We start from the raw sequence: 16,011 nt of genomic DNA, 5'->3' as shown, positions 1-16,011 counted from the left end.
TCGGCCCTGATCAGTACGGGTCGCATGTGACCACGTCGATGCGATCCTGCATTTCGGACAGGGACGTCAGGCGTCGAGTGCATTCCGTCGTCAACCGTAACTCCGAATCCACATCCGCAAGGTCTTGTTCCAGTAATAATCCGAAGTTTTGCACCGTGCCGGCCTTCTGGGCCGCGATGATCTTCCAATAGGCGCGGAGGATGCGCACATTGACGGTGCCGATATTGTCGACGCCGACGAATACGGGATCATCATACGCAAGGACCGGACCTGCGAAAACACGCAGACGCTCGGCTGTGGCTTCGGTCAAAACGAGGTTCTCCAACTTGCCCTACAGCCCGCCCAGATTGGAGCGGTTGAAACCCGTCGCCTTGGGGCGAGCAATTGGTGACATGGAACGTGTCGCCGTTGGCGGCCTGCACCTCGGCACAGGTGTCGCCCCAGCCCGCGGCATTGCAGAGGACGAAGTGGCCCTTGTCGAACGCCGTGCGGTCGCGGGTGAAGAAACGGTTGGGCAGTTGATGCTGCGCGAGAATGCGGGGGGCGGTGAACCACCCCTCGCGGTCGATGTCGGAGGTGAACCGGTTGAGGCCCCGGCGCGTGTAGTCACGCCCCGGCGCCGACCGGACGCGAGCGGGATTGGCATCGACATTGGCAGCGGGGATCTGCGCCAGACGCCGGTGTTTGTTCATGGCCAGCGAGAAGTGGACATGGTCGCGCGTGGTGGACCCGCAGTCGAGAGCAGAGGGGTCTGGGAGGGGGGCGTGACCCTGCGCATGGGCACGGGTAGGCCAAGGAGATCCGGGTCATAGCCGGGGCGTGCGGCATGGCCGGGGTCGTGCGTTGGCTTGACCATGCGCTCTGTCGAGTGCGCTGGGGCGGCAGCCTGCACCGGGTCGTCGATGTCCACGGTGACGGGGATAGTGACAGGGACGGAAGAACCCGCGCCGTCCGGGGATTGGACGGCCACCGCGGATTTCGCCTCGGTCTTGTCCCGGAATGCCTGCCGTGGGTTCGGGTCATCGACGTTGCTGTTGGCGGTATCGACCGCATTGCAGTAGCTTTGCACGACAGCACGGGCACGCAAAAAGCCCAGTTGCAGGCGCTTGACGTTATAGAGCCCGCGAAACACCCCATTCTGGGCACGGGCATCTTTGCGGGAATCGAACGCCGGGTTGCCATTTACGGCGATGTCGCGGCCCTGCCGCGCTCCCGTATCGGTGAGGCCGAGGGTCAGCGCTTCGGTCCCCGGGGCACACCTTCGACCGATCCAACGCGTTCGTGGCCGCCGATAATTTCGCGAAAGACGGCCCGCTGCGCACCATCCATGACAGCGACGGCTTTGATGCCTTCATTCAGAACTGCCTGAAAAAAATATCGATACGCCGACCCGCTGGCAGACGTGATCGTGAATGTAGCTGAAGAGGGCAATGGCTTTCCCTGGCATTTCGATACCAACAACGTCGCCGTGACAATTGCCATTCAGAATGCCGAGGCGGGGGGGCGTTTGAATACGTGCCGCACATACAAAAAGGCGGCGAGAATTTTACCGAGGTCGCCCGCGCCCTGGACGGTACGTCAGATCGGGTGAAAATCCTCAACCTCGAACCCGGAGATCTGCAAATCTTCCGGGGGCGATATTCCCTGCTCCGGGTGGCGCCGCTTCTGGGCGAACGGGCGCGCTACGTCGCGATCTACTCCTATGTTGAAGAGCCAAACATGGTCGGCGCGCCAGAGCGGACGATGCAGCTTTATGGGCGCACCTTGCCAATTCACCATGAACGCGCAGGGCAGAGGGCCGATGCCTACATCGATTAGGCGCAGCAGCAGCCCCTGACGTCGCACCGTAGTCGCCTATGGGGGTTGGAGGTTGGCCTGCGTGCCGCTACCATCCGACCATGGAACGTTTTACCGTAGATCCCGCTCGTTTTCTGGCCGACCTGCATGCCCTGCGCCAGTTCGGCAAGGATGGCGTCGGCGTCCGTCGCCGCGCCTTCGCCGAACCGGATATCGCCGCGCGGGACTGGTTGGCCAAGCGGATGTCGGACGCAGGGCTGACGCCGCATTTTGACCCTGTCGGCAACCTCTTCGGGCTTGCGCCAGGGCCGTCGCTGCTTTTGGGATCGCATTCCGACACCCAGCCGGAAGGTGGCTGGCTGGACGGTGCCTTGGGCGTGATCGCCGCGCTGGAGGTCGCGCGCGCCAGCGCCGAGGCCGGTTGTTCACCGATTTCCGTGGTCAGCTTTCAGGATGAAGAGGGGTGCTTTGGCGCGCTGACCGGAAGCTCGGTCTGGTCCGGCAAACTGGATCTGGCCGAGGCCGATACCCTGACTGCGGCGGACGGAACAACCTTGGCCGAGGCGCGCGCATGCCTTGGAGGCAGGGCGGGCGATTTCATCGACCCCAAGCAGTTCACCGGCTTCCTTGAGATGCACATCGAACAAGGCCCGGCCCTCGATCTTGCGGAAGAGGCGATTGGCGTCGTCACCGGTATCGTCGGATCGCGCCAACTGGAAATCACCGTGCAAGGCCAGCAAAACCACGCTGGCACGACGCCGATGGCGATGCGGCGCGATGCACTGACAACGGTCACGCGGATCGTAGCGGGGCTGGAGCGCGCTTTTGCCAACGTTGTCACGCCGCAAAGCGTCTGGACTATTGGCCAGCTGCACCTGCATCCCAACGCGCCTTCCATCGTGCCTGGGCGCGCCGTCTTCACGCTGCAATGGCGTGATGAGGACGCCGACCGATTGGAGCGGATGGAGAAGGTAATCAACGAAGTCCTTGACGAAGTGCGCCAAGGCACCGGCTGCGCCATCACCTCCCGGCGATTGCGCCAGATGCTTCTTCCAGTGCCGATGGACGGCCAGATGCAGACTGCCCTTTGCCAGGCGGCGGAAGCAGTCACGCCGGGGCGCTGGCGGTCGATGCCCTCGGGCGCGTTGCATGATGCCTCCAACGTGGCGGAACTGATGCCGGTGGGCATGCTGTTCGTGCCCTCGATCAACGGCATTTCCCATGCCTTCGAGGAAGACACCGCCGAGGCCGATCTTGTGGACGGCCTCAAGGTCCTTGCAGATGCCGCGCAGCGTTTGGCACGGGGCTGACAGGCGGCTTCTTGCCGTTGAAAACGTTCTCTGCCCGCATTTCGTTAACATGTGTTAGCAGACGGGGGCGTTACGAGGTGGGGTCAGTTTGCGACGAAGCACGGTGCAGAAACTGGAAGCAATGGAGTCGTTTGCTGCCGGTTTCTGATTGTGCGTCACGAATCCATTTGCCAGGTCGCCCGCGCTTTGGCGGACAGGTTTCCCGATCTTCCCGCCCTCAGCATCTGCTTCACGCTGCCCGCCGTCGCGTCGAACTTTGAGGTTAGCCTTGGCCGGAACGGGGCAGCAGGGTTTCCAACGCCTCTGGACATCTACCGCGTCGTAGCAGTCTTGGCAGCAGACATTTTCAGCCTTCAACAGGGGCATTCCAACGAGATCACGTGCCGCATATTGGCGCTGCACTGGGACAAGGCTGGCGACCGAAAATTCAGGACAGTGCTCTAGGAAAGCGATGCCAAATTGGATGGGCCGAACAAGGGGCCGTAACTGCACCAGTTTATTGAGCCCTAAGGGATCACAAGCCTTTAACCGAAAATTCCATGGCCGAGGCACGTATCCCGATACAAACCGTGTGGTGGACAGTTCCAAACCGAGCTCGATGCGCTGTTAAACCTCTCCCTCCATTACGGCCCATGTCCATGCCCCCACCGCTGCTGGGCTGGCGCTTGCCGGGTCAACCCGACCATGCGAATGGCCTCAAACGCGACCGAATTCATCGACACGGGTGCCGTACTTCGCCACGTTCCTGGATGGAGCGCTGCGCGGGTATCGCGCGCCACGCGGCAAGCCATCGCCGCTACAACGCGCTGAGGCGTTGCCCATCGATGTACGGATCAGCACGTGTCGCTTGGACCATAAATATATTGTTGTGCCACGCTCGTGACAGGAACGGCGCGGTGTCGACATCGCGGATGGTGGCGCGGTGACCTTGATCCACTTCATGTGTGGCGTAGCTGAAATCACCTGCGCCGCTGGCGCGCGGACTGAGACCTTACTGCCCAACAATGAGACGCTGGGAGGTGAAGACAGCGATATCCGTCAGAAGCTGGGGGCGCCGCTCTTGGCCCGAAGCTGATCCGCGATGATGGTGCTGCCAAGGTTGAGTGAGCGCCATCGTGTCGGATGCTGCAGGTCGCACCGACAACCTGAACTGGAAAAAGGCCGGCGTTGAAGCCCTCGGGCGTGTCAGCCTCTTGCGCGAAGTATCGAACGGCTTGCCCAACCGCGTCAGGTCCGACAGTCATCCGGCCCCCGAGGCAGTGCGTCCGGGGCAAGGCTCACCAGCCAGGACAACGCATCTGACGGGATCTGACGGCGCCGGATCGCACCGGAACAGCCCGGCGTCTTGAGAAACGGAAAGGGACGCAGGATCGTCCGCTATCCCGAGTCCAATGGCCGCTTCCGTCATGGTCTGACTCACATAGCTAATGCTGCATGTGCCACCCGTCGCTAGAGCGGGAAAGGGTCTAGATCACCGGACAGGGTGTCGGGCCGCGTAGGCGCCACGGCAACCACATCGGACCGGCGCGGCTTGGAGCCTTAGTGGCCGCGAACGCGGGCTCCGGTCCAACGCACCTAGCATGCCGATTGGTGATTGAACTTGCTGGGTGCAGGCGTCCCGGTTGTTGCGGATTGTACAGAAAAGAATGTCAGAATGAGACAGCGCTCGCTGCTTTTGGCGTTCGACCAAGCTATTCCCAATACTGATCATAGAGTGTTTGGAAGGCCGTGGGATGTCGCGTCTAGGGCCACGGAACTCTGAGTTGTCGTACCTTTGAGCAAGGTGCAACAAAACGAGGCTCTCGGCTCTTCGCCTCTTTCATCGTCTTCTTTCGTGCCGTTATTCGGCTTTCCTTGCGCGGACGTTCGCCCGCCTCGCGCAATTACATGCTTTTGAGGGTCGCACCGGGCCCTATGACAGGGGCCCGATGCAGTTCACTTGACGGGGCGTTTGCGTCCGTTGATCATGGCCCGGATCAGGTTCTCGCCATGCACCCGGCTGGCCCAGAGCACGCCCGCGACGTGCAATACGATCAGCACCAGCGTGGCGTTGGCGGCAATTTCGTGAATCTCCTCGAAGGCCTCTGCGCCTTCACCTTCATCGGACCCGCCGTAACGGTCGTGCTCATCTTCCATCATCAATGCGGGCATACTTTGCGCGGTGACGATACCGGCCAGTGGGCCCTGGCCCTCTTCCACTGCGAGGGTCGCCATCCCCGAAAGCGCCGTGATTGCCAGCGCTAGCAGAAGCGCTAAGGTCATCGCGCCGCCTGCCGGGCTGTGGCCCAGTTGACGTTCTGCCCGGCCCGCCACCAGATCCCGCAGATATGCCACCACTTGTCGGGGGCCGGTGACGAAATCGGAAAACCGCGCCCGCTGCGGACCGATGACGCCCCAGACGATCCGCAGCGTCACCGTCACGGCAATGGCATACCCCGCAGTGGTATGCAGCCATTGCGGCTCACCTTCCGTCAGGTAGGCGGTGGCGAAACCGGTTAAGAGGATCCAATGGCCGATGCGGATCAGGGGATCCCAGACCCGCACCATGACCGGCTCAATCCGATCTGCCATCAGTCGTCGTCCCGCTCCGACCGATCATCGTCGCGGTAGTCGTCGTCATCACGGTAGGGCAGCACCTCGCCGGTAATCGGGTTCAGGTAGGCCTCCACCCGCATGCCATTGGCGTCGCGCATCTCGACCTCGTAACGGCCTCGCTCCAGTTCGATTTCCAGCACGGTGTAGCCTTGGCCCTCCAGCAGGGTTGCGATCTGCGCGATGCTCATGAAGTCGGCGGCCTGGGCAGGGATCTGCGCTTGTGTGCCCATTCCTTGGGCCTGTGCGCCGAGTGCGACCAAGCCAATGGCCGAAGCAAGTGCAGTGGTGAAGACGATCGTGCGTTTCATGGTATGTTTCCTTTGTGTCCAAACAGCCCCCTTGGCTGCGATGGGTCCGTTATGCGCCACACCGCCTGACGTTGCCCTGATTGCCCCTGTCAGCTTGCCGTCAGGTTCATCGCGGTAAAGAATGACCCCATGAAACACTTCGCCCTGATCCTGATCCTCCTCACCGTGCCGGCCTGGGCTGACGACGACGACCAGGACCGCGCGCGACGGGCGCTGGAGGCCGGCGAGATCCTTCCCTTGGCGGATATTCTGGAAGTGGCCCAAGCCGCCCGCAGTGGCCGGGTCATCGAGTTGGACCTGGAGCGCGACGATGGCCGCTGGATCTACGACTTGGAACTGATCACGCCCGGCGGATACCTTTACGAGATGGAGATCGATGGTGCGACCGGCACCATCCTCGAGATCGAGCGCGAGGACGACTGATGCGCGCGCTGGCCGTCGAAGATGACCCTCGCATTGCCGCCGACCTCAAGGCCGCTCTCGGCGCCGCGGGATTCCGGGTCGAGCAGACCAACGACGGCGAGGACGCGTGGTTTCTGGGCGATACCGAGGATTACGACCTTGTCGTGCTGGATCTGGGCCTTCCTGCGCTGGATGGCTTGGCGGTTCTGAAACGTTGGCGCGCCAATGGCCGCACCATGCCGGTGCTTGTCCTGACCGCACGCGGCACCTGGCAGGAGCGGGTCGAAGGCATTGAGGCGGGGGCCGACGATTACCTGCCCAAGCCTTTCCGGATGGAGGAACTGGTAGCTCGCGCCCGCGCGCTGGTACGCCGCTCAGGCGGTCACGCGGCGGCGATGCAGGAAGCCGGTGAGTTGAGCCTTGATACAAACCGTATGGGCGTGGCGTTGCGTGGTGTGCCGGTGCCGGTCAGCGCACTGGAATACCGGGCGCTTGCCTACCTGATGCAGCACCGCGACCGCCCCGTGCCGCCCACCGAACTCTTGGAGCATCTCTATGGCGACGATGATGGACGCGAGGCGAATGCGCTGGAGGCGGTGATCGCGCGGCTGCGCCGCAAGCTTGGCTCTGGCGTGATCGGCACGCGGCGCGGCTTCGGCTATTTCCTGGAGCAGGAATGAGCCTGCGCCTGCGCCTTGCGCTGGCGGGCGCCGTGGCGATCCTCGTGGCGCTGGCCCTGACCGCATTGGGCCTCTCGCAGCTTTTTGGCGCCCATGTGGAGCGCCGCGCCGTCGCGGAGATGTCCGTGCAACTGGATCAGGTCCTTGCAGGCCTTGCACAGGGACCGGACGGCTTGACGCTGGAACGCCCCCCAGCCGATCCACGCTTCGCGACACCATACGGGGGGCTCTATTGGCAGATCGACTGGAACGGAGAGACCCAGCGTTCCCGCTCGCTCTGGGACGCTGCGCTTGACCTGCCAGCTGATACGTTGAGTGATGGCGGCATCCACGTCCACCGCTTGCCCGGACCGCAGGACGAAAGCCTGCTGGTGCTTGAACGCTCTGTCACCCTGCCCGCACGGTTGGGCGGCGGCACCGCGCGTGCGGCGGTCGGGATGGTAGCGGCAGAGTTGGAGGAGGCGCGCCGGGCCTTCTTGATGGACCTCGCCCCCTACCTCGGGCTTCTGGCGCTAGCGTTGATAGCTGCAGGCTGGGTGCAGCTTTCGGTTGGCTTGCGTCCCCTGTCGGGCCTTGGCGCGCGCGTCTCGGACCTGCGCGCGGGGGATGCGACGCGCCTGGGGGGCGACTGGCCCACGGAAGTCCGCCCCGTCGCCTCCGAGATCGACGCGCTTCTTGCAGCGCGCGAGGCTGAGATCGACCGTGCGCGGACCCGCGCCGCCGACCTCGCCCATGGCCTGAAAACTCCGCTTCAGGCGCTGATGGGCGAGGCCGCACGCCTTCGTGCAAACGGCGCTGTCGCCGAGGCCGAGGGGATCGAGGATACCGCGCTTGCCATGCGCCGGACCGTGGACCGAGAATTGTCGCGGACCCGCGCCGCCGCGCGCATAGCTTCTGCCCGAGGTATTCCGGCCCTCGTGGCGAACCGCCTGATCGCCGTGCTACGGCGCACGCCAGAGGGCGCAGAGCTGGAATGGCATCAAGATATTGCCCCTGACCTTGTTGTTGCCCTGGACGAGTCAGATCTGGCCGAAGCGCTGGGTGCGCTGGCGGAAAACGCCGCGCGCCATGCAAAATCGCGCGTTACCTTCTTGGCGCAGACCAGGGACGACCATCTGCATCTTAGCGTCACCGACGATGGTCCCGGCATGCCAGCCGCAACGCGTGACGCGTTGATCAGGCGTCACGCGCGCGAAGATTTGTCTGGCACAGGGCTGGGTCTTTCCATCGCCTCCGAGATCGCAGAGGCCGCTGGCGGCTCACTAATGCTGGTCGACGCCAACCCAGGCTTGACGGCAACGCTGATCCTGAAACGGACAAGTCGGGACAAATGACCACGCGACGGCAGGCGGAGCGGAATTCAGGGCAGCCACACGCGTGCGGCTGCCCCATGATTTTCGGGCTCTGAGCCGAAGTCCATCCTACTCGGCGGTGAGTTGAGCAATGACGCCGGTCCAATCCTCCAGATGGTAGATGTGGGAAATCAGCCCCGCTTCCACGGTCACGATATCGATGGACATCGCTTCGAACCCATTGCCTGTCGCCGGATCGACACCAAGGAACGGACCTACCGGTGTGCCCGAGAACGTGCCGCGCACGACATAGCGGCCGTCATCGGTTGCGATGATCTCCTGCGGCTCCCACGTCAGGTCAGGGACGACCTGCCCGAGAAAGCCAATGGTATTGAGCATCCCCTGCGCGCCCTCTCCGCCGGGCGGTGTCGGGATCGAGACGACGTCGGGCGAGAACAACTCGAAGTAGCGCTCTGATGTAGTCTCTGCGGGATTGCTGAGGATATCGGTGTAGAATGCCCGAACCGTGTCGAGGTCGTTGGCCAAAGCAGGGCTGGCAAGGGCTGCGGTGGCAAGAGCCAAAGCCTTTACAGTGCGTGTCATGGGGATGTTCCTTTGGGCTAGTGGTAAAAGTCAGATCGCGACAGCCGTGGCAGCGGCGAAGCCGAGGGTGTTCAAGACCGTGGCCGCAGCCCAAAAGGGCGCGAACACGACGCCCACGTTCCGTCCGTTGTGCGAGATTTTGGGGTGATGGCCCAGAAACGGGACACCGGCGTGATTGGCGTTCACCAGCGTGAACAACGCCGCCATGATGCCGAAGACGAGGTGCAAGGCATGGCGGTCGGCCAAGGGCAGGCTCAGCCCGTAAATCACACCAATCGCAACGGCGATGAAGGCCAGTGTGCCTTGGCGTTGCTCGAAAAGCATCAGGAAAAGGTAATCCGCGCCGCCTTGGGTTTTTTCCTCGGGCAAGGTGCTGAGTGCCGCGGCGAGCATGGCTGTCTGGTCATCTTGTGTGAGCGCCGTGGAAGGGCGAGGCAAGCCGGGGCCAAAAAACGGCAGAACCCAGTTCACCACCCACCTTGCCCAGAGTGGCCTGATGACCTCCACTGCGTGAACGACGGCGGGCGCGAGGCATAGCAACAGCCCAATTGTTGAGATCGTAGTATTGGACATTCAGAAGTCTTTCATTCGGGAGCAGGAGCTTGCTTGCCTGATCGGAAGGCCCCGAGGCGGGACTTGCTTCGTTTGATACCTATTGGTACAAAAATACAAGATCTGACGTCAATAATTAAATACCAACCGGTAACAAAATAGTGACTGACACCGAAAAACCGACGCGCGGTCGCCCCCGCACCATGGATGAGGCTGCTGTGCTGGACGTTGCTGTGTCAGCGTATCAGCGGGCCGATCCCGCCGATGTGTCGGTAAATGCGATCTGTCAGATGGCCAGTATCTCAAAGCCATCGCTTTACCGTGCGTTCGGTAATGAGGATGGGCTGACCCTCGCCTCCCTCGATCGCTATGCCGAGCGGGTCTTGGGAGATCTCTTTGCAATCCTGCAACGCAATCAAGCCCTCGACCCAACGTTGGACGCCCTGATCGACTTCGCCCTCAACGACCAACGGTTGGAAACCGGCTGCCTGTTCTACAAGATGCGCGCGGGCAAGCATCGGCTGGGACCAAAGACTCGTCAGCGCGTCGAGGAGATTGACGCCGCAGCCGTTCATGCCTTTGAGACATACCTCAAGGGTCAACAGGATGCCGGGGCATGGGCCAGCGATCAACCAACAGCCCTGATCGCGCGATATCTGATGGAGCAAATCGGGCTGGCGCTGACGCAGCGCGCCACACAGGAAGATCTTGCTGGAATCAGAAGCTCACTTACTCTCGCGCTTTCGGTGATCAGGAAGGCCTGAAGGGGTTGCTGCAATGGCGTCCTTCGGAGAACGCCGCAAACGCCGGCATAAAGGGCTCGCACGGGCCTCCGATAGTGCCAAGACGTGCCCATTGGACGAACGGTCTTCGACGTCATGGCAGGCCCAATGCTGACCGGCACGTCATCGTTGCACGCTGCGCCGTAGCCTCCGTACTGCTTCCATTGGTGCTTCTTGCTGCAATTCAGTCGCTTGAACGGCGGCGCTGCGGACAAGGCCCGTCGATTAAATCGGCTCGAGGGACGGCTCTCCGCCCAACGCTTTCAGAGGTCACGCTGCCTTGTGTGGATCGTTTTCACGCACCGCTTCCGCTTTCCTTCGGCAGCAACCTTGGCCGCAATGTCTTGGTTGAGACGCAACGCGGCTTGGTTTTGTTGGCGCTATTGTGGGGGAATAGGTCGGAAAGGCGTGTGTCAGCGCCGGAGAATTGCCTGAGATTGGAATGTAAGGTCATCGACCGAAGTTTTAGACAACCTTCACTTCGGTTAAGTGAAAGAACCACGCACATGAAAAAGCTTGGCCTGGATGCCACAGACATTCGCATTCTGGGCGCCGTCCAGCAGCATGGGCAATTGAGCAAGACGCGTCTGGCTGAGCTGGTGAATTTGTCGCCGACCCCTTGTTGGGCGCGTTTGGACCGGCTGAAGACTGCGGGCTATATCCGCGGCTACCGCGCCGATCTGGCATTGGAGCGCATCGTCGATTTTACTCAAGTGATCGTGACCGTCTCGCTCAGTTCTCATCGCCAGTCAGAGTTCGACCGGTTTGAAGATTACATCCGCAAGCTGGATGAAGTGACCGATTGCATCGCGACAGGTGGTGGAATGGATTACGTGATGAAAGTGGTCACAAGCAGTTTGGCGGAATTCCAGGCAATCATGGATATGATGCGGTCATCCGACCTCTCGATTGAACGCTATATGACGTACATCGCGACCCATCAGGTCAAGGCAAGCCAGCCGAACATAGCCAAACTTGCAGGCAAGGCTCTGAAATAGCTCCAAAGTCTGAACGGTCTGACCTTGGGTCGACAATCAGTCTGAACGGTCTGATGGACGTTCGTTTTCAGTCCCTATCCGCATAGGTCTTCAATCAAAATCATCGTCAGGTTTCAATACGTCACGGGTCTGTCAGGCCACCTGCTATAAGGGCGAAAACATGACACAAACAGACGGCTTCGGCTTCGGCACGCAAATCCGCAAATCTCCATATTTCGATGCAACAGTCCGTTGGGGCGCCAAGGGTTTTTCTGTTTACAATCATATGTATATCCCGCGTGACTTTGGCGACCCGGTGCAAAACTTCTGGAACCTCGTGAACGAGGCGATCCTGTGTGATGTGGCCGTTGAACGCCAGGTCGAGATCACCGGTCCGGATGCCGCTGAATTCGTCCAGATGCTGACCCCTCGCGATCTTTCCAAGATGGCTGTGGGGCAGTGCAAATATGTCCTTATCACCAATGCAGATGGCGGCATCCTGAACGATCCGATCCTGTTGCGCCTTGCTGAAAACCAGTTCTGGATCTCGTTGGCCGACAGCGACATCCTACTGTGGGCGCAGGGCGTTGCCGTGCATTCCGGCCTCGACGTGCAGATCGGTGAACCCGATGTCTCGCCGCTGCAACTTCAGGGTCCGAAGTCGGGCCTGATCATGCAGGAGCTGTTCGGCGATAGCATCAAGGACCTGAAATACTATTGGTTGCGCGCGGTTGATCTGGATGGGATCCCGCTGTTGGTGTCGCGCACCGGCTGGTCAAGCGAGTTGGGCTTTGAGCTTTACCTGCGCGATGGCTCGAAGGGGGACCTGCTGTGGGAGAAGATCATGGCGGCTGGCATGCAGCACGGGCTCAAGCCGGGTCACACGTCATCCATCCGTCGGATCGAAGGAGGCATGCTGTCGTATCACGCCGATGCGGACATCCATACAAACCCCTACGAGTTGGGCTTGGATCGCCTTGTGAACCTCGAAATGGACGCTGAGTTCATCGGCAAGGCCGCGCTGCACCGCATCAAGGAAGAAGGCCCGACGCGCAAGCAAGTGGGCCTGATCATTGATTGCGATCCATTGAACGGGCCGAACACAACCTTCTGGAAGGTCAACCAGGGCGGAGAATCGATCGGCAAGGTCACGTCGGCGGTCTATTCACCGCGCCTTGAGAAGAACATTGCACTGGCAATGGTCGCGGTCGATGTGGCGGTGCTGGGTGCCGAGGTGGAGGTTGTCACAACGTCCGGCCCGAGCAAGGCGATTGTTGTAGAGCGTCCGTTCTACGACCCCAAGAAGCGGATTGCGGCGGCGTAAGGCCCCCTGACCGAAAACGGCGCGTGCGGACTCAGGTTTGCGCGCGCCGTACCCGTATTCGTAATGGGCACCTAGGTATCCAGCACCTGATAGGGGTCGTCCCAGTTGACAATCAAATAACCGCTGTCCCCGCCAGAGGTGTAAAGCCACGCCTCCTCGCCCGTGTGTGGCGCTGATGGCGACGGAGCAGTCAGTGGATACGAGCGACGCAGCAGGCAAGGCGTTCTTCCAGATGTTGGGCGTGTTCGCAGAGTTTGAGACAAACCTACGCCGGGAGAGGCAACTAGAGGGGATCGCCAAGGCTAAGGCTAAGGGGGTCTACAAAGGGAGGAAGCCGTCTGTCGACGTGGACGAGGTAAGACGGATGCGGTATGTGGAAGGCATGGGCGCGACGGAGATTGCATCGGCGCTGGGGATTGCAAGGACGTCGGTCTACCGAGTACTAGGGAATTAGGCGCTGGGCGCTGTCTTGCGTCTCTGTCTCTCACTATTTGTACATGTAAACAAACGGGGGGCAACCCAACGTGAAGCGCGAAGTGATACTGATCGCAGCTGTATTCGCAGTCGGTCTGATGGTGGGTAGGATATCGAACGAAAGTGATCCGTTCAGAGAGTTCGTCCCACGTTTCGGTGAAGGGGAGAGCGAAAGCCACGTATGCTACGTGCTGGCAGAGCGAGTTGAGAGGGAGTTATTGTTTCCTCGCCCAGCATCACCGTTTGTGTTCAGGGGGTGTTGGTCTGAAGCTCGTATCGTGGAAACTCGAAATCTGTGGGAAGGCTTGGACGTGACGTGGCCATACACAGTCGTGGCCGAATTTGACCGACTTCGTGACCCCATAGACGGTGATGCTCGCTTTTAGTCATGTCAGAACCCGTCGAGGTAGCCGCCTCGCTTCAGTCCCGACCACACCATCCCCTGAGCCTCCACCAGCTGCTCCTCAAGCAAGCCATGGTCATAGTCGGCGTTTGACCCGCGCTTCCCGGCCCATCCACCAAGCTCGTTGATGTCTTCTTCAAGAACGCGGGTACGGTGGGCGACGGTCATCCAAGTGTGACGGGTGGAATGGAGAGCGAGGCGTCCATCGGTCTCAGGTCCCAGCACTTTGCGGCAAAAGCGGGTGAACCACTGAGAGACGGCAGCAGCCTTCCCTGAGGCAGGCCTGATGGGCCATTCGAGGAATAGCCTACCCGATGTGCCGTAAGTCTCCAAACGGGCTGTCGCAGCTCTTTGGCGTCATCGACTAGAGGGATGAACCGCTTGGCGTTGCTGGTCTTGCCCTGCGCAAGAGAGAAGCCGGAACCGTCTGCCTTCACTTCGTCGATGGAGAGCGTGGCGAGTTCGTCAGCACGGTAACCTGATGCGATTGCGAGGCGGAGGATGTCTCCCTCTCTCGAGCCGCGTGTAGTGGCCTTCAGAAGGGCGCTAAACTCGTGTGGCTGGTAATCTTCACGGACCTTTTCACGCTTGTTGACGGTGCGCCTCAGGCCCTTGCGAAACTCCCACGGGTTTCTGGCCTTCCTCCCAAGATGTCCCTCACCAATGGCCCACACCCAGACTTGCTTGAGTAGGTTGACGTTTTTGGCAACCGTCTGCGCGGAGAGACCCCGAGGGTTGCGATTGTTGGGAACGGATGGGAGGTACTCATCCCGGAAACGCTGGGCAAGCTCTGGCGTCAAGTCTTCCATGCAGGCTGTCTTCGCCTCGTCGTGGAGGAACGCGCGAAGGTGCTTCATTGCGGTGTCGAGGTTGGCGACTGTGGCTCGCTTGAGAGGGGCGTAGCCGTACGGGTTGGCTGGGCGACGAGCCTTCACGTACTGCGCATGGGCTAGGTCGAGGGGGAAGCCCTTCCCGGTGGCTACACGAGCGAAGCGCTTGAGCTGGTCCCGAGGGAAGCCAGCGGCCTCAGCCTGCTCGAGCTTGTCGGCCAGCACGAACTCCGAGCCGACGTTGTGGCCATCACCTTGGGCCTGTGCCTCGGCCTGATCAGTCAAGATCGTCTCACGCCACTGAACTGCGGAGGCTAGCGAGAAAGCCTCACCATCGCTCAAGCTGACTTGAAGCCTACGGATGTCGGCCAACACAACGTCACGACGGGTGCGGGCTTCAGGAAGGTGGCGGGTGCCCAGCCCTCTCTTGATCTCTTTCGCGAGTGGTTTCCCATCCCATGGGTTCGGAACGCCCACGAGAGCTAGGGGGGTCGCCATGCGGAACACCCAGCTCTTGCCGGGGCCGCGAGGCTGAACAAGGTAGCGCATGAGGTCTTTCTCGGCCTTTCTGTGGTCCATGCTGGACAACAAGCCGTTGGACATCGCCTAAAAAACCTCTTGATAACAACACGTTAAGTGTGGTGGCGGAGACGAAGGGATTCGAACCCTCGAACGAGTTTCCCCGTTACTCCCTTAGCAGGGGAGCGCCTTCGACCACTCGGCCACGTCTCCGTTGACCCGTCTAATGTCGGCGCACACGGAAAACAAGGCAGAATTCTACCCTGTCACGTGGGCCTGCGGGACTGGCGGAACAGGGCCACGGAATAGAGCACCAGTGCCGCCCAGATCATCGGGAAGGCGATCATGCGGGCGGAGCCGAAGGGCTCGTTGAAGAGGAACACCGCGACGAGGAAAATCAGGGTGGGCGCAATGTATTGCAGGATGCCGATGGTGCTGAGGCGCAAGAGTTTGGCGCCATTCACGTAAAGGATCAGTGGGACCGCCGTGACCAACCCGCAGCCCACCAGAAGCCAGCTGTCCCAAGGCACGCCGACAAGGAAGCTGCCGCTGCCCGTTGCGCCAAGCCATGTCACGTAAGCAAATGCAGGCACGCATAGGAGCGCAACTTCAAGAAAGAATCCCTGGTTGGGGCCGACAGGCAGCTTGCGTTTGCAAAAGGCGTAGCCGCCCCAACTTAGCATCAGGGCCAGCGCGACCCAGGGCAGGCGGCCTTCCTCGACGGTTAGGACGACGACTGCAAGCGCGGCCAGGGCGACGGCAGCCCATTGTAGGCGGCTGAGGCGCTCACCAAGCAAGACCGCGCCCAGGAATATGCTGAAGAGGGGGTTGATGTAGTAACCAAGGGCGCCATCCAAAGCGCGCTCATTGGCGATGGCCCAGATGTAGACCCCCCAGTTCACCGAGATGAACAGCGCTGTCAGCGCCGCCATGGCCATCAAGCGTGGCGTGCGCAGCGCGACTTTCAGGTCCGCGGTGCGACCCGTGACCCAGATCAGCACGCCGATAATCGGCAGCGACCAGATCACCCGATGGGCAACGATCTCCATCGGAGAGATATGGGACAACGCCTTGAGGTAGATCGGCAATCCGCCCCAAAGCACATATGCGCTGACCGCGTAGGCGAAGCCGGCCGGTGTGTCGTCGTCTTGCGATTGTGCCAT

Annotated in this window: 20 protein-coding genes and 1 tRNA gene; 9 read left to right on the top strand and 12 right to left on the bottom strand. The window is 61.1% G+C overall.

Annotated elements, in window-relative coordinates:
- Positions 1–10: 10 nt before the first annotated feature.
- From KUL25_RS11325 to KUL25_RS11310, 4 genes are all read right to left on the bottom strand, one after another.
- Positions 11–310 (bottom strand): hypothetical protein, encoded by a 300-nt coding sequence (locus tag KUL25_RS11325; protein WP_345790980.1) that lies wholly within the window; start codon positions 308–310, stop codon positions 11–13.
- Complete coding sequence (locus KUL25_RS21915; protein ID WP_427854425.1) at positions 252–692, bottom strand: DNA/RNA non-specific endonuclease; 441 nt, start codon at positions 690–692, stop codon at positions 252–254. The genes KUL25_RS11325 and KUL25_RS21915 overlap by 59 nt, the downstream gene beginning before the upstream one ends.
- Positions 689–1,132, bottom strand: a complete 444-nt coding sequence (locus tag KUL25_RS21910; RefSeq protein WP_427854424.1) for a hypothetical protein — start codon at positions 1,130–1,132, stop codon at positions 689–691. Before KUL25_RS21910 ends, KUL25_RS21915 begins: the two co-directional genes overlap by 4 nt.
- Before the next feature lie 101 nt (positions 1,133–1,233).
- On the bottom strand, positions 1,234–1,482 hold the full coding sequence (locus KUL25_RS11310; RefSeq protein ID WP_257893033.1) for a hypothetical protein: 249 nt from the start codon (positions 1,480–1,482) through the stop codon (positions 1,234–1,236).
- A 33-nt stretch (positions 1,483–1,515) separates the two neighbouring features.
- Between KUL25_RS11310 and KUL25_RS11305 the strand changes: the two genes are divergently transcribed.
- Positions 1,516–1,818, top strand: coding sequence for a hypothetical protein (locus tag KUL25_RS11305; protein ID WP_257893032.1), 303 nt, complete (start codon positions 1,516–1,518; stop codon positions 1,816–1,818).
- An 80-nt stretch (positions 1,819–1,898) separates the two neighbouring features.
- Positions 1,899–3,107 carry a hydantoinase/carbamoylase family amidase gene (locus tag KUL25_RS11300; protein ID WP_257893031.1) on the top strand — a complete coding sequence of 403 codons (1,209 nt, stop codon included), beginning with the start codon at positions 1,899–1,901 and terminating at the stop codon, positions 3,105–3,107.
- Positions 3,108–5,042: 1,935 nt separating this feature from the next.
- Here the strand turns inward: KUL25_RS11300 and KUL25_RS11295 are convergent.
- On the bottom strand, positions 5,043–5,678 hold the full coding sequence (locus KUL25_RS11295; protein ID WP_257893030.1) for a cytochrome b/b6 domain-containing protein: 636 nt from the start codon (positions 5,676–5,678) through the stop codon (positions 5,043–5,045).
- A complete protein-coding gene (locus KUL25_RS11290) occupies positions 5,678–6,010 on the bottom strand; it encodes a PepSY domain-containing protein (protein WP_257893029.1) in 333 nt (110 codons plus the stop codon). The genes KUL25_RS11295 and KUL25_RS11290 overlap by 1 nt, the downstream gene beginning before the upstream one ends.
- A gap of 129 nt (positions 6,011–6,139) precedes the next feature.
- Here KUL25_RS11290 and KUL25_RS11285 point away from each other — a divergent pair, with 129 nt between their 5' ends.
- The 3 genes from KUL25_RS11285 to KUL25_RS11275 are packed head-to-tail and all read left to right on the top strand — an operon-like array spanning position 6,140 to position 8,426.
- Entirely contained in the window at positions 6,140–6,433 is a 294-nt protein-coding gene (locus tag KUL25_RS11285; protein WP_257893028.1) for a PepSY domain-containing protein, read from the top strand.
- Positions 6,433–7,092 (top strand): response regulator transcription factor, encoded by a 660-nt coding sequence (locus tag KUL25_RS11280; RefSeq protein WP_257893027.1) that lies wholly within the window; start codon positions 6,433–6,435, stop codon positions 7,090–7,092. The genes KUL25_RS11285 and KUL25_RS11280 overlap by 1 nt, the downstream gene beginning before the upstream one ends.
- Positions 7,089–8,426, top strand: coding sequence for a sensor histidine kinase (locus KUL25_RS11275; protein WP_257893026.1), 1,338 nt, complete (start codon positions 7,089–7,091; stop codon positions 8,424–8,426). The genes KUL25_RS11280 and KUL25_RS11275 overlap by 4 nt, the downstream gene beginning before the upstream one ends.
- Before the next feature lie 87 nt (positions 8,427–8,513).
- Here KUL25_RS11275 and KUL25_RS11270 read toward each other — a convergent pair whose 3' ends face one another.
- The gene (locus tag KUL25_RS11270; protein WP_257893025.1) at positions 8,514–8,987 is read right to left on the bottom strand and encodes an ester cyclase; all 474 of its coding nucleotides are present in this window, start codon (positions 8,985–8,987) and stop codon (positions 8,514–8,516) included.
- Positions 8,988–9,017: 30 nt separating this feature from the next.
- Positions 9,018–9,380 (bottom strand): hypothetical protein, encoded by a 363-nt coding sequence (locus KUL25_RS11265; protein WP_257893024.1) that lies wholly within the window; start codon positions 9,378–9,380, stop codon positions 9,018–9,020.
- A gap of 320 nt (positions 9,381–9,700) precedes the next feature.
- Between KUL25_RS11265 and KUL25_RS11260 the strand changes: the two genes are divergently transcribed.
- The 4 genes from KUL25_RS11260 (at position 9,701) to KUL25_RS11245 (ending at position 13,076) form a co-directional block, all read left to right on the top strand.
- Positions 9,701–10,303 (top strand): TetR/AcrR family transcriptional regulator, encoded by a 603-nt coding sequence (locus KUL25_RS11260; protein ID WP_257893023.1) that lies wholly within the window; start codon positions 9,701–9,703, stop codon positions 10,301–10,303.
- A gap of 524 nt (positions 10,304–10,827) precedes the next feature.
- The gene (locus KUL25_RS11255) at positions 10,828–11,319 is read left to right on the top strand and encodes an Lrp/AsnC family transcriptional regulator (RefSeq protein WP_257893022.1); all 492 of its coding nucleotides are present in this window, start codon (positions 10,828–10,830) and stop codon (positions 11,317–11,319) included.
- A 160-nt stretch (positions 11,320–11,479) separates the two neighbouring features.
- The gene (locus KUL25_RS11250) at positions 11,480–12,622 is read left to right on the top strand and encodes a glycine cleavage T C-terminal barrel domain-containing protein (protein ID WP_257893021.1); all 1,143 of its coding nucleotides are present in this window, start codon (positions 11,480–11,482) and stop codon (positions 12,620–12,622) included.
- A gap of 175 nt (positions 12,623–12,797) precedes the next feature.
- Positions 12,798–13,076: a recombinase family protein gene (locus KUL25_RS11245; RefSeq protein ID WP_257893020.1), complete on the top strand. Its 279-nt coding sequence runs from the start codon at positions 12,798–12,800 to the stop codon at positions 13,074–13,076.
- A 411-nt stretch (positions 13,077–13,487) separates the two neighbouring features.
- Here KUL25_RS11245 and KUL25_RS11240 read toward each other — a convergent pair whose 3' ends face one another.
- The 4 genes from KUL25_RS11240 to rarD form a co-directional block, all read right to left on the bottom strand.
- The gene (locus KUL25_RS11240) at positions 13,488–13,667 is read right to left on the bottom strand and encodes a hypothetical protein (RefSeq protein ID WP_257893019.1); all 180 of its coding nucleotides are present in this window, start codon (positions 13,665–13,667) and stop codon (positions 13,488–13,490) included.
- On the bottom strand, positions 13,664–14,908 hold the full coding sequence (locus KUL25_RS11235; RefSeq protein ID WP_257893018.1) for a phage integrase SAM-like domain-containing protein: 1,245 nt from the start codon (positions 14,906–14,908) through the stop codon (positions 13,664–13,666). The genes KUL25_RS11240 and KUL25_RS11235 overlap by 4 nt, the downstream gene beginning before the upstream one ends.
- A gap of 63 nt (positions 14,909–14,971) precedes the next feature.
- A tRNA-Ser gene (locus KUL25_RS11230) sits at positions 14,972–15,061 on the bottom strand.
- A gap of 53 nt (positions 15,062–15,114) precedes the next feature.
- Positions 15,115–16,011 (bottom strand): EamA family transporter RarD, encoded by an 897-nt coding sequence (rarD, locus tag KUL25_RS11225; protein ID WP_257893017.1) that lies wholly within the window; start codon positions 16,009–16,011, stop codon positions 15,115–15,117.

This window comes from Gymnodinialimonas phycosphaerae (assembly GCF_019195455.1).
Lineage (GTDB): Bacteria > Pseudomonadota > Alphaproteobacteria > Rhodobacterales > Rhodobacteraceae > Gymnodinialimonas > Gymnodinialimonas phycosphaerae.
The sequence above is the reverse complement of the archived record's forward strand: the minus strand, read 5'-3'. Positions and strand labels throughout refer to the sequence as shown.